A 12,018-nucleotide genomic window follows, 5' to 3' on the forward strand; every position below is an offset into this window, starting at 1 on the left:
GACTAGACAAATTCTTGATTCGCCCGTTCCGCTAAACACACTAAAACCGCCGATCGAATCCCGCGGTCATGCCGGCACGCGTATCGCTCGCGTGCGTCCCGCGATGCCTGGCGACTGCGTGACGCGCATGCCCCCCACCTCACCACGCAGCAAACACGTCCTGCGCGATCCCGAATCCCGTGCTCATCCCGGCGCCGCTCGTCACGACGACGACGCGCGTGCCGTCGTCCGGCGCCTCGATCACGCAATCGGCATCGGCTGCCGACGGATAGCTGCCGGTCCAGCGCTCGACGATGTCCAGCTCCGGTACGTCGAGCGTCTCGTGCAGCAGGCGCAGGATCTGCGCATCGATCTCCTGCGTCGCGAACGGCAGCGGTGCGGCGCCGTATTCGTGCGAATCGCCCACCACGAGGCTACCGTCGGCGCTCTGCACCGCGATCAGGTGGATGCCGTAGCCGAGGCACTCGGGCTCCTCCGCCCGCAGGCGCGTGCGCAATGCGTCGGCGGCGGGCAGCGCCGCGAAACCCCCGTAACGCAGCAGGCTCAGGTCGCTCATGACGGCGGCGCGCAGCGCCAGCGCGCGGCGCGGCCGTACGCGCAGCATCTGCAACTGGCACAGCCGCACCGCGTGCCGCGCGAACCAGTCGCCGTAAAGGTGACGGCTGTCCGCATTGCCGCAGACGATCACGCGCTCCGCGTGCAACACGCCGCGCGACGTACGCACGGTCGGCGTGCGCACCTCGTGCACCATCTCGCCGTAACGAAACGCCACGCCGAAGCGTTCCGCCAGCCAGGACGCAAGCAACCCGATCGCGGTACGCGGCTCGATGCGCAGTTCATGCGGGCTGTGCAGCACGCCTTGCGCACCGTCGAGCCGCAACTCGGGCGCCGCGGCTGCCGCTTCACCGGGTGTCATGACCCGGCAGCCGTCGGCCATGCCGGTCTGCATGAACGCATCGATCAGGCGCATCGCCTCGGGGCGGCGCGCAATCAGGTGGAGGCCCTTGTGAAGCACGTCGATGCCGGCTTGCGGCGCGACGTCCGCCCAGACCTCGCGGCTCGCCCGCGCACGCCGCCAGCTGTGTTCGGCGTGCTGCCCGGTGACGGTGACGAAGCCGAAATTGCGGATCGACGCGCCCACGCATGCGGCATCGCGTTCGATCACGCAGACGCGCAGCCCCTTGCGTGCCGCCGTATAGGCATGAGCGAGGCCGACGATGCCGGCGCCGACGATGATCACGTCATGGGAGTCTGCCGCTGCGATGGCGTTCACGATTGCACGTTCCTTCTGTCGAGATGACACGCGCCGCCTTCAGGGCGGGCGTATCGGTTGCTGTTTGCCGCGTCCCATGGACGGTTTCCCGGGTGCGAGGCGAACGGGCCGGCTCGCGTCGTTCGCTCCAGGGACTGGCGCACGATCCCGCACTATCTCGACGCGAGATGACATTCGAATGAAAAGCCACAAAACAGCATGATTTGGCATATTTTGCCATTTCGGCACGTGGCCCATCCCGCTTCGCCGGTCAGCGCGGCAGCGCAGCGGGATCGTAGCGATTGCGCGGATTCCACAGCATCCATCCGTCCGTGCCGGCCGCGTCGGCGGCGTCCGCCTGCGCACGGATGTCCGCCGCGTCGAATGCGCGCCGGTCGAACGCATAGTCGCGAAATGCCTGCAGCCAGGGCCGGAAGCGCACGCCGGCGAGCCCGGTGCGGCGCATTGCCTCCGCGAGCGAGCGCCCGACGATCTCGCCAGGGTGATCGGTCGGCTTGCGGCAGCCCGGCAGGCCCCACGTGAAGCCCGACGGATAGAGCATCGGCGAAATGTAGTCGACCAGCCCGCCCAGTGCGCCGAGCCGCTGCCCGATCTGCGTGTCGTCGGCATTCCAGCACACGTAGCCGAAGATGTCGGCCGACAGGTAGAGGTTGTAGGGCCGCAGCCGTGCGCGCGCGCCTTCCAGGAACCCGGTGATCGCGGCCACGCGGTTCGCCTCGGTGTTGGGCTCGCCGAACCGCAGGCCGCTCGCGTCGGGAAAGCGCAGGTAGTCGAACTGGATCTCGTCGAAACCCATCCGCGCGGCCTCCTCGGCCACGTCGAAGTTGTGTTCCCACGCGGCGCGCACGGTCGGGTCGATCCAGCGCAGGTGTTCGCGATCGCGCCAGATTCCGCCGGCCGCATCGCGCACGGCCCAGTCGGGATGCGCGGCCGCAAGCGGATCGTCCTTGAATACGACGAGGCGCGCGATCAGGTACAGCCCGCGCGCGTGGAATGCGCGGATCAGCGCCGGCAAGTCCGCGACGCGCGGCCCCGCCTCGCCGCCCCCTGCGCCGATCGCTTCGCGCGCGGCGCTGCGATACGGCGTCATGCCGCGATCGCCCTTCACGTCGATCACGAACGCGTTGACCGCCGTGCGGCCCGGCAACGCAAGCGCCGCGTCGCGCAGCGTGCGGTCGGCGATACCGTACGCCGACAGGTAGACGGCCTTGGGACGAAACGGAACGAGCCGCACCGTGCGCGCCGACTCGCGAGCGGCGAGCGCAACCTCCGCGCGTGCATAGCCGGGGGCGGTCACGCTGAGCGTCGCGTCCGACGGCGCGGCAAACGTGCCGGTCGCCGACGCAATCAGGCTGCTGCCCGATGCATACCCGAGCGCGCCCGCCACCGGCCGGCCGCTGTCAGCATCGACGACCGTCACCGAAACAGTTCCGGCGCGGCCGGTAACGCACGTGAGCACCAGCAGCATGCTTGCGAGCACGCGGCCAAGCATCGCCACGCGCTGCCGCCCGCCTCGACACGACTCATGCGCCTGCCGCCCGGCACGCGACCCACCAACGTTTGCCCGAATCTCCAACGCACACCTCGCGACGCGAATTCCCGTGGACATTGTTGCGACTCCGGCGCAACGCCACGTGAGGCAGATCAACGGTACGCCACGCGCCACCGCGCGCTCCGCGTCGATCGAAGCGTGCATCTAGGGCCCTGCACGCGTACCGGTGTCCTGACAACCGCCGCAAAGCCGGATCACGCCGCGGCGCTCCGGGTTCTGCCAGTAGAACCGCACATCGACACCGCCGTGCGCCGGCACGACGACGTGCCGGACTTCCTGGACGCCCCGGTCGCGCGCCGACACCGTGTAACGCCCCGGCGGCACGCGTGCGAACAGGAACGGGCCGGCCGTGTGTGCGTCGACGACCGTCGATTTGCCGGAAGTCAACGTGACGTCGACATCGGACAGGTAATGCCCGCCCTTCGTCGCGAACATGATTCGCAGGTTGTAGCGCGGCGCGGCGGCACGAAACGCAGCGACCTCCTCCGCCCCGATGCCGCCCGTGATGTACACGGCGCCGTTCTGCTCAACGGGCTCGGGCAGCGCTTGAGCCGGCGCGTTCGGCGCAGCGGCCAGCAAACAGGCCGACAGCAGCAGCGCCCCGGCGATTCCAGTCCGCATTTCATTCTCCCGGTTCAGGCACGCGGGTGGCGATGCGGCTCGTTCGTTCGGGCGCGTCACGGCCGGCGTGCCGCGACGTGACGCATGCGCATCGTTGACGAAGCCAGCGTCGCGCGGAACGCCGATTTCCCGTTGATGCATGTCAAGCCCACCGGACAGGCCAGCGGCGCGGCACGACGGTGCGAGACCGTCGGTCGGACGGTACGGCGGGCCCACAAGGCCTGAAGCGGCGGCAGGCAGGCGCCGTTGTCCGTTCCGGCTGTCAGCCGATATTGCACGGCGCGTCGGAAATTTCCGACACGACGCCCCGACATCGGACAGCAAGCTCGGACCGCGCTGATTGTCGGGCCCCGGTCCGCCGCCAATACTGGAGACGTGACGGGACGCAACGCGTTCCGCGGCAGGCAAGGCGGTTTTCCAGCCGGCTGCCGCGAGATCCAGGAGCTGGCCATGACTCACCCGACCGCAGCACAAGCCGACGACGCCATGCCGGATCGCGACCTTCCGGTCGGCGCCCACCTCGTGACGCGGCGCCACGGTTACGTGCATCACGGGATCTATATCGGCGACGGCAACGTGATCCATTACGCGGGCCTGGCGCACAGCCTGAGCGGCGGCCCGGTTGAAATCGTCTCCATCGACGGCTTCTGCGCCGGTTTCGAACTCGCGATCGTCCGGCACACGCGGCCCCTGTACGACGGCACGGAAGCGGCGCGGCGCGCGGCCTCGCGCCTCGGCGAATGCCGCTACCGGCTGCTCACCAACAACTGCGAGCACTTCTGCCTGTGGTGCCTGTTCGGCGTTGCAAGGAGCGACCAGGTTGCGTCGTGCCTGCGCAACCCGGTTCACGGCATCGCGGTGGGCGTCATGCTGCTTGCCTGCGTGCTGGCCGCGCGGCTGCATGCGGCAGCCTTCGAACGCACGCCGGACGCCGGCACCTGCCCGGTTCAGTGCGGGGCCTAGCGCCGCCGCTCGACAGCGTCGGCGGATGCCGCATGCACCCGCCCCCAGCGCTTCGCCTGCGCGATCGCGATACGGATCGCGCTGCCTTCGGCACGCCCTCGTCGCAGCAACGCGTTGGCGATCTCGATCGCCTTGCCGCGCACCGGCGGCGGCAGGTTCCGCATCGACGGCGGATAGCGTTCGTCATCCCACGGCACGGTGGCCCCCTCTCGTACCCGCGTGCCGATCCCGACATCCCTGTCCGTGGCTCGCGCAGCAGGATCCCAGCCATTGTGCGACCCCCATGACGTTCTGCCGGGCGTGACCCCAAATGGAAACGGCATCCGCGAACGACGCTGGCGAACCCGCGATCGGGCATTCGATCACGGTCGCTCCCGCGCGGTTTGCAGCAATCCGTTCATGCAGCGGGTATCACACGCATCCGTCATCAGGTAGCGCGGCAGCGCCATGACCGGTACCGGATGCGCGGCCAGCAACGGGCGCAGCACGTCGTAGACCGAGCGGTGACCGTCGTCCACCGTGATCGCGACCGCCCGCGCCGGCAGCGCGTTCGCCTGCCCCGCGTGCCAGCGCACGATGTCGGCAAGCGGCACGATGCGGTAGCCGTTCGCCTCGATCGCACGCAATTGATCGTGGAAGGTCCCGGTGCGCACCGTCATCGAATCCAGGCGTTGCGCGGCAAACCGGTGATAGACGAGGATCAGCACGCGCTGCGGCACCGGCTCGCCCGTCACCGTGCCGGCGAAAGACACCAGCGGCCAGCACGACAGCAGCAGGCAGACGATCGCGCGCACGCTCATGCCGCACCACGCGCAATGGCCGCGCCACTTGCCTGCGCAACCAGTTCCGCATGAATCCGTTCGACGTCGGCGCGCGTGCCCAGCGCGGTGCCGGGATGCTCGACCGAAGCCGCCGACGCCGCCAGCGCATAGCGGCAAGCATCGTCGAACGGCGCGCCGCGTGCGAGCGCCCAGACCATCCCGCCGACGAAGCTGTCGCCGGCACCCACCGTGCTGCACACCGTCGCGGGCCTGCCCGGCAGGCGCAGCGCGCGCTCGCGCGTGACGACCCACGCGCCGCGCGCGCCGAGTGTCAATGCAACGATGTCCGCCCGCCCTTGCGCGACGAGTTCGGCCGCCTTGCCGCATGCCGACGCTTCCTCGAGCGGTTCGCCGGCCAGCGCGCTCAGTTCGTCGAGGCTGGGCTTCACGAGATGCACCCCGGCGTCGAGGGCCGCGCGCAGCGCCGGGCCCGCCGCATCGACGACCACGCGGGTGCCGTTGGCGGCGGCCGTCCGCGCGAGCGTCGCATACAGGTCGTCGGGCGCGCCCGGCGGCAGGCTGCCGCTCAGCACCAGATAGCGCGGCGCAGGCTGCAGCGCCGCGATGCGCGCCGCGCAGTCGCGCCACTCGGCCGCCGTGACCAACGGCCCCGGCATCAGGAACCGGTACTCGCGCCCCGTCGCCGTTTCGGTCACGCAGACGTTCTCGCGCGTCTCGCCGGCGATCCGCATGCGCACGGCCGGCACCTGTTCGGCGTCGAGCAGCAGCGTCAGCACATCGCCGGTCGGCCCGCCCGCCAGGTACAGCGCGACGCAGTCGCCGCCGAGCCGGTGAACGGTCCGCGCGACGTTGATCCCGCCGCCGCCGGGGTCCCGCCGTGGCCGCGCGCAGCGCAGCTTGTGCGTATCGACGATGTGCTCGACCGACGTCGAGACATCGACGGCCGGATTCAACGTAACGGTAACGATCTCGGTCATGGCGCGTAGTCGGTAAAGGGCGTGATGCGCGGGCTTGCCCGCCGCGCGCGTGCGGCCGCGGCGGGTGCCTGATGCCTGATGCCTGATGCCTGGCGCCGGCCACCAGCGCCGGCCGGTCCTGGCACCACCTTACGTGCGCGCCTTCTCCCGGCATTGACGACCGTCAAGCGATGCCGCAACAGCACCGGATTGCGCTCGATCAACGACGCGGGCGGGCAGGCCCTTACATTAGGTCATCCGTCGTCGCCGAGCCCCGCCATGGACGAGCAACCGCTTTGCACCACCGTGTTCGCCGAACGCTATGCGCAGCCCGGCGAAACGTCGCGCGCGGCCGTCTTCCAGCGTGTCGCCCGTGCACTGTCGCTCGCCGAGCCGCCCGCGCTGCGCGCCCGGGCCGAGCGCACGTTCTTCCAGAACCTGCAGCGCGGCGCGATCGGCGCCGGCCGCATCATGGCGAATGCCGGCGCGACGACGGGCGGCACGATGGTCAACTGCTTCGTCCACCCGCTCGCGGTTCCGGACGACACGCCGCTGCAGGGCGTCGATGCGGCGCTCGCGCAGGCGCTCGACGACGCGCGGCTCACGCTGCTGATGGGCGGCGGAATCGGCTACGACTTCTCGCCGGTGCCGCCCGCCGGCGCGTACGAACGCCGCCTGTCGCCCGAGCGCGGCGTATGCGCGGCGATCGACCGCTTCGATGCGATGTGCCGCGCGTTGCCGTTCACCGGCCCGCGCCGCGGCGCGCAGATGGGCGTGCTGCGCTGCGATCATCCGGACCTGCTCGCGTTCGTCACGGCCAAGCACGGGCGGGCGCGCTGGCCGACCTTCAACCTGTCCGTCGGCATCACGGACGCGTTCATGGAAGCAGTCGCGCACGACCTGCCCTGGGCGCTCGTCCATCACGCACCGCGCCATGCAGCCGCCATCGCGTCGCCCCGGCGGCCGGACGGGCGCTACCTTCATGCGACGGTGCCCGCCCGCAAGGTGTGGCAGGCGATCGTCAACGCCGCACGCGACAGTGCCGAACCCGGACTGCTGTTCCTCGACACGATCCGCGACGCGAATCCGCTGCGCGAGCACGAACGGATCGACGCGACGAACCCGTGCGGCGAGCAGCCGCTGCCGCCCTACGGCAGCTGCGTGCTGGGGCCGGTCGACCTGCCGCGGTTCGTGCACCATCCGTTCGGCATCGACGGCGAGCCGCGCTTCGATTTCGCGGCGCTGGCCGACGCGGTGCACATCCAGGTTCGCCTGCTCGACGATGTGCTCGACCTGACCGCGTGGCCGCTCGCCGCCCATGCACGCGAAGCGCATCGGACGCGGCGCATCGGGGTGGGCGTGACGGGCCTGGGCGACGCGCTGACGATGCTGCGGCTGCGCTACGACAGCGTCGAGGCGCGCGCATGTGCGCGCAGCATCGCGCTGACGATGCGCGAGCATGCGTTTGCCGCATCGGCCGCGCTGGCCGCCGAGCGCGGCGCGTTTCCCGCGTACGATCCGGCCGCTTACCTGACCGGCCCCGCCTACCGCATGCGGCTGCCGCTGAAGGTGCATCACGCGATCCAGCGGCACGGGCTGCGCAACAGCCATCTGTTGTCGTTCGCGCCGGCCGGCAGCGTGAGTCTCGCGTTCTGCGACAACTGTTCGAACGGCATCGAACCGGCCGTCGGCTGGACCCAGCGCCGGATGGTTCGAACGGCAGACGGCCAGGCGCGCGCGTTCCGGGTGCAGAACCATGCGTACCGGCTGTTTCGCGCACTGCATGGCGACCGCGTCGCGCTGCCGGACTATTTCGCCACCGCGGCCGAGATCGCACCGATCGATCACGTCGCGATGCTCGCGGTGCTTCAGCCCTGCGTCGACGCCGGCATCTCGAAGACCGTGACGATGGACAGCCAGTGTTCGCTCGCGCAGGTCGACGCGCTGTTCTTCGCGGCATGGCGCGACCGGCTCAAGGGCATCACGGTGTTCCGGCCCGATCCGCGGCTCGCGTCGGTCGTCACCGACGATACGGCGCAACGACGCGACGGCGCGGTCTGCATCGGCTGTTGAGCGGACTGACCGACGGTGGCCGCCAGCCGGTCAGGCCGACGTGTCGGTGGCCGTGGCAGGCTCCGCATCGGCGTGCGCCGGCCCGGGCAGGCCGATGCCGTCGTCCGGCGGTGTAATGAGCGCCACCAGTGTGTCGTGATCGATCGTTTCATGCTGCAGCAGGCACCGCGCGATCCGTTCGAGCGCGTCGCGATGCTCGCCGAGCGTCGCCGTGACCCGCACGTGCGCGTCTTCGAGCAGCGCGCGCACCTCCTCGTCGATCAACTGCGCGGTGTGTTCGCTGCACCGGCCGTCGCCCGGCGTCCACACGCCGGGCGAACCGCCCTGCGGGGTCGCGTCGTCGAGCGTCGCGAGCCCGAGCTTCTCGCTCATCCCGTACTGCATGACCATGTGGCGCGCCAGCGCGGTCGCACGTTCCAGATCGTTCTGCGCGCCGGTCGACACGTCGCCGAACGCGATCTCCTCGGCTACCCGGCCGCCGAGCAGCACGTCGAGCCGGTCGAGCAGCTCGCTCTTGCGCAGCACGTAGCGATCCTCGGTCGGCACCTGCTGCGTGTAGCCGAGCGCCGCGATGCCGCGCGGGATGATCGACACCTTCTTCACCGGATCGCAATGCACGCGGCTTTGCGCGACGAGCGCGTGCCCGGCTTCGTGGTACGCGATGGTCCGCTTTTCCTCGTCGTTCATCACGCGGCTCTTGCGCTCCATGCCCGTCATCGCGCGGTCGATCGCTTCGTCGAAATCGGCCATGCCGATCGCCGGCTTGCCGAGTTCGGCCGCGTGCAGCGCGGCCTCGTTGACGACGTTCGCGAGATCCGCGCCGACGAAGCCCGGCGTGCGCTGCGCCAGCTCGGCCAGGTCGACTTCCGGGGCCAGCTTCACGCGCTTCGTCTGCACGGCCAGGATCTGCTTGCGGCCGGTCAGGTCGGGCCGGTCGATCGCGATGTGGCGGTCGAAGCGCCCGGGCCGCAGCAGCGCGGGATCGAGGATCTCGGGCCGGTTCGTCGCGGCCATGATGATCACGCCCGAATTGGCCTGGAAGCCGTCCATCTCGACGAGCAGCTGGTTGAGCGTCTGCTCGCGCTCGTCGTTGCCGGACATCAGGCCGACGCCGCGCGCCTTGCCGAGCGCATCGAGTTCGTCGATGAACACGATGCAGGGCGCCTTCTGCTTTGCCTGCTCGAACAGGTCACGCACGCGTGCCGCGCCGACGCCGACGAACATCTCGACGAACGCGGAGCCGCTGATCGTGAAGAACGGCACGGCCGCCTCGCCGGCCACCGCGCGCGCGAGCAGCGTCTTGCCGGTGCCGGGTGCGCCGACGATCAGCACGCCCTTCGGGATCTTGCCGCCGAGCCGCTGGTAGCGTTCAGGATTGCGCAGGAACGCGACGATCTGCTGCAGCTCGGCTTTCGCCTCGTCGATGCCGGCGATGTCGTCGAACGTGATGCCGGTTTCCTGCTGCACGTACACGCGTGCCTGGCTCTTGCCCATGCCGCTCAGGTCACGGACCCCGCCCGGCCGGCGCATCATGAAGCTCCAGAACGTGACGAGGACGATCACCGGCAATATCCATCCGGCAAGCGTTTCGAGCCAGCCCGAATCCGGCGCGCCGCGATAGCGGATGCCGGCGGCCGTGAGTTCGGCGACGAGACGATCGTCAGCGACCCGGTTGGTCGTGAAGCGCCACGGCGCCCCCGCCTTCTTCACGGCGGCCGCGTCGGAGGCCGGCAGGTTCGCACCGGCCTGCGGCATGCGCAGCACGCCCGAAATCGACGACGGGCCGATGTCGAGATCGTCGACGAGCCGCGCGTCGACCAGGCGGTGAAAGTCGCTGTACGAGATCGACGTCGTGGCCGGCTGGGCCATCAGCAGCTGATACGCCACCAGCACGGCAAATACGAACGGGATCAGCAGTCCGGAGTAATCGAGTGTCTTTTTCATCGCATCGGGCCCGTTTGCCGGACACACCGCCGTTCATGCATCGTCGCGCGTCCATTGCGCGCGCAGCATGTCCTCGCCATCGCGATAGTTGAGCGCGAGATCGCCGTGATGCGCATGCAGCAATGCTTCCCCCAGCCTTCGCACCATGTGCACGCCCGTCGTGCGGACGACGAGCGTATCGCCGGATTGCTCGATTTCCATGATGCGTTCGAGCGCGTGCTCGCTCGTCTCCAGATCGGCCTGGCGCTCGAGCAGGTCGAGAATCGTCGCCCGGTGCGCGCGCAGGTACGCGCCGTGCAACGCCAGCTCGCCCGCCGGCAGGTTTTCTCGCATGCGCCTGCAGGCCGGGCATTCGAGCTGGCGCCGGTCGAGCGGTGTCGCGTACCACGTCCAGCGGCCCGCGTCGCAGACGGCGCCGCAGCCTTCGCAGATCCGGTCGCCCTTCGGCCGCTTCGGATCGCGGTAACTGTCCTTCGTATGCGGTTGCATGCGCTGGTCGCGGCGCAGAGGGGTTCGGCCGGGGCCTGAATTCGAACGGTTCATGGCTGCTTCTCCTTGCAGTAGACAGCATGGGCCGGCCGTCAGCCGACGGTGAGCCGGTCGACGACCTCGCGCACGCCCCTCACCGACCCGGCCGCGCCGCACGCGGCGCGCCTTTCGGCAAGCGACGCGACCTTGCCCGTCAGCGTGATGACGCCGTCGACCGCATCGATCGCAATGCCCGCGGATTCGCGCTGCGCGCGACGCGCCAGCGCTTCGGCGATCCGCATGCCGACGTCCGGCACCGTGTGGTCCGTGCGCACCCGGATCCGGTTCGCGACGCCGACGACGCCGATCATCCGGCTGACCATCTTTTCCGCCGCGCGACTCTGGTATGCATGATCGACTTCGCCGTCGAGCGTCACGCAACCGTGGTCGACCTCGACGCGAATCTTGTGATCGCGCAGCGCCTCCTGCCAGCCGAGCGCGAACGTGATGGCGATTGCCAGCTCCTGATCCGCGCACGCGTTCTCCGGCGGTGTGACGTTCAGTTCGAGCACGAGCGCACGCGCATCCTCGACGTGCAGCGCCGTTTTCTGCGCCTCGAGCTTCTGGGCCCAGCTGTCGACCGAGCCGCGCAACGTGACGATCCGGTCGCGTACGTCGACGTCGATCCGCCGCGCGTCGATCGCCGGATTCCAGAACAGCGCCTGCTCGACATCCTGCTTGAGTGCTGCATCGGACTTCATTTCCGTCTCCCGTTGGGCCGCACCGGTCGTGACATTCGCGACCGGCGATCGGGCCGCACCGGATTCAGCATCGCGCACGCCGGTGCCGGCGGGTTGACGAGGATCAATCAACGGCGTGCCGGCGGCCGTGGCCGCCGGGTGCGCGAATGCCGGATTCGTCCGTTGATACAGATCAACCGTGCGGCAAAGCGCCACGCGATCATGACGCCAGACACCGCGAAACCCGCGCCGACCCGCGCGTTTCGCATCCGCACGACAGCCACGCCGCAGGAGACCGTCATGAACCGCAGGCAATACCGCATCGCGCTCGCGACGCTCAGCGTGTTCATCGCGCTCGCATCTCTGGCCGGCATCATTCACGGGATGCTGTTCGACGAGCGGGTTTTCAGATACTCGATCGTCACGCTGATCCTGAGCATCCTCTCGTTCGTCGTCCTGCTGAACCTCGCACCGGGCGACCGGCCGTGACGTGCACGATCGCGTCGGGCCCGGCACAACCCGCCGGCCCGGGGCCATTTTCCGGCGCGCCTGTCAACCGAAGCACCGCTCGAAACGCATTCCCGTCGAAGTGATTCAGATCAAGGGTAGGAGCGTCATTCGTCGGATATAAGTGAACCCGAAGCGG

The 12,018-nt window shown here is 69.5% G+C and carries 12 protein-coding genes; 3 read left to right on the top strand and 9 right to left on the bottom strand.

Going from position 1 to position 12,018, the window contains the following annotated elements; all coding sequences use genetic code 11:
* Positions 1-139: 139 nt before the first annotated feature.
* The 3 genes from LXE91_RS37330 to LXE91_RS37340 form a co-directional block, all read right to left on the bottom strand.
* Positions 140-1,273, bottom strand: coding sequence for a TIGR03364 family FAD-dependent oxidoreductase (locus tag LXE91_RS37330; protein WP_223274396.1), 1,134 nt, complete (start codon positions 1,271-1,273; stop codon positions 140-142).
* A 250-nt stretch (positions 1,274-1,523) separates the two neighbouring features.
* Entirely contained in the window at positions 1,524-2,765 is a 1,242-nt protein-coding gene (locus LXE91_RS37335) for a putative glycoside hydrolase (protein ID WP_039353502.1), read from the bottom strand.
* 204 nt (positions 2,766-2,969) lie between these two features.
* Complete coding sequence (locus tag LXE91_RS37340; protein WP_039353506.1) at positions 2,970-3,446, bottom strand: hypothetical protein; 477 nt, start codon at positions 3,444-3,446, stop codon at positions 2,970-2,972.
* Between the two features lie 450 nt (positions 3,447-3,896).
* On the opposite strand from LXE91_RS37340, the gene LXE91_RS37345 reads away from it, so the two are divergent.
* The gene (locus LXE91_RS37345) at positions 3,897-4,409 is read left to right on the top strand and encodes a lecithin retinol acyltransferase family protein (RefSeq protein WP_046196876.1); all 513 of its coding nucleotides are present in this window, start codon (positions 3,897-3,899) and stop codon (positions 4,407-4,409) included.
* On the opposite strand, the gene LXE91_RS37350 is transcribed toward LXE91_RS37345, so the two are convergent.
* The 3 genes from LXE91_RS37350 to LXE91_RS37360 form a co-directional block, all read right to left on the bottom strand.
* The gene (locus LXE91_RS37350; protein ID WP_039353373.1) at positions 4,406-4,606 is read right to left on the bottom strand and encodes a DUF2188 domain-containing protein; all 201 of its coding nucleotides are present in this window, start codon (positions 4,604-4,606) and stop codon (positions 4,406-4,408) included. The two genes, LXE91_RS37345 and LXE91_RS37350, sit on opposite strands and share 4 nt — an antisense overlap.
* A gap of 165 nt (positions 4,607-4,771) precedes the next feature.
* Positions 4,772-5,209 (bottom strand): hypothetical protein, encoded by a 438-nt coding sequence (locus LXE91_RS37355; protein WP_039353376.1) that lies wholly within the window; start codon positions 5,207-5,209, stop codon positions 4,772-4,774.
* Positions 5,206-6,168, bottom strand: coding sequence for a 1-phosphofructokinase family hexose kinase (locus LXE91_RS37360; RefSeq protein WP_039353379.1), 963 nt, complete (start codon positions 6,166-6,168; stop codon positions 5,206-5,208). The genes LXE91_RS37355 and LXE91_RS37360 overlap by 4 nt, the downstream gene beginning before the upstream one ends.
* Before the next feature lie 258 nt (positions 6,169-6,426).
* Here LXE91_RS37360 and LXE91_RS37365 point away from each other — a divergent pair, with 258 nt between their 5' ends.
* The gene (locus tag LXE91_RS37365; RefSeq protein ID WP_039353382.1) at positions 6,427-8,220 is read left to right on the top strand and encodes an adenosylcobalamin-dependent ribonucleoside-diphosphate reductase; all 1,794 of its coding nucleotides are present in this window, start codon (positions 6,427-6,429) and stop codon (positions 8,218-8,220) included.
* A 30-nt stretch (positions 8,221-8,250) separates the two neighbouring features.
* Here the strand turns inward: LXE91_RS37365 and ftsH are convergent, their stop codons facing one another.
* Genes ftsH through LXE91_RS37380 form a run of 3 tightly spaced genes read right to left on the bottom strand, consistent with a single transcriptional unit; the run spans position 8,251 to position 11,393 of the window.
* Positions 8,251-10,164, bottom strand: coding sequence for an ATP-dependent zinc metalloprotease FtsH (gene ftsH, locus LXE91_RS37370; protein WP_046196875.1), 1,914 nt, complete (start codon positions 10,162-10,164; stop codon positions 8,251-8,253).
* 33 nt (positions 10,165-10,197) lie between these two features.
* The gene (locus tag LXE91_RS37375) at positions 10,198-10,707 is read right to left on the bottom strand and encodes a BCAM0308 family protein (RefSeq protein WP_039353387.1); all 510 of its coding nucleotides are present in this window, start codon (positions 10,705-10,707) and stop codon (positions 10,198-10,200) included.
* 38 nt (positions 10,708-10,745) lie between these two features.
* Positions 10,746-11,393 carry a BON domain-containing protein gene (locus tag LXE91_RS37380; protein WP_039353390.1) on the bottom strand — a complete coding sequence of 216 codons (648 nt, stop codon included), beginning with the start codon at positions 11,391-11,393 and terminating at the stop codon, positions 10,746-10,748.
* A 279-nt stretch (positions 11,394-11,672) separates the two neighbouring features.
* Between LXE91_RS37380 and LXE91_RS37385 the strand changes: the two genes are divergently transcribed.
* A complete protein-coding gene (locus tag LXE91_RS37385) occupies positions 11,673-11,861 on the top strand; it encodes a DUF2964 family protein (protein ID WP_039353513.1) in 189 nt (62 codons plus the stop codon).
* Positions 11,862-12,018 lie beyond the last annotated feature (157 nt).

The organism is Burkholderia contaminans (assembly GCF_029633825.1).
Classification (GTDB): Bacteria; Pseudomonadota; Gammaproteobacteria; order Burkholderiales; family Burkholderiaceae; genus Burkholderia; species Burkholderia contaminans.

What these genes read in the sequence shown, in the direction of transcription:
- LXE91_RS37355 (WP_039353376.1), bottom strand. Translation starts at nt 5,209, where the DNA reads ATGAGCGTGCGCGCGATCGTCTGCCTGCTGCTGTCGTGCTGGCCGCTG.
- LXE91_RS37380 (WP_039353390.1), bottom strand. Translation starts at nt 11,393, where the DNA reads ATGAAGTCCGATGCAGCACTCAAGCAGGATGTCGAGCAGGCGCTGTTC.
- ftsH (WP_046196875.1), bottom strand. Translation starts at nt 10,164, where the DNA reads ATGAAAAAGACACTCGATTACTCCGGACTGCTGATCCCGTTCGTATTT.
- LXE91_RS37385 (WP_039353513.1), top strand. Translation starts at nt 11,673, where the DNA reads ATGAACCGCAGGCAATACCGCATCGCGCTCGCGACGCTCAGCGTGTTC.
- LXE91_RS37365 (WP_039353382.1), top strand. Translation starts at nt 6,427, where the DNA reads ATGGACGAGCAACCGCTTTGCACCACCGTGTTCGCCGAACGCTATGCG.
- LXE91_RS37335 (WP_039353502.1), bottom strand. Translation starts at nt 2,765, where the DNA reads ATGCTTGGCCGCGTGCTCGCAAGCATGCTGCTGGTGCTCACGTGCGTT.
- LXE91_RS37360 (WP_039353379.1), bottom strand. Translation starts at nt 6,168, where the DNA reads ATGACCGAGATCGTTACCGTTACGTTGAATCCGGCCGTCGATGTCTCG.
- LXE91_RS37340 (WP_039353506.1), bottom strand. Translation starts at nt 3,446, where the DNA reads ATGCGGACTGGAATCGCCGGGGCGCTGCTGCTGTCGGCCTGTTTGCTG.
- LXE91_RS37345 (WP_046196876.1), top strand. Translation starts at nt 3,897, where the DNA reads ATGACTCACCCGACCGCAGCACAAGCCGACGACGCCATGCCGGATCGC.
- LXE91_RS37375 (WP_039353387.1), bottom strand. Translation starts at nt 10,707, where the DNA reads ATGAACCGTTCGAATTCAGGCCCCGGCCGAACCCCTCTGCGCCGCGAC.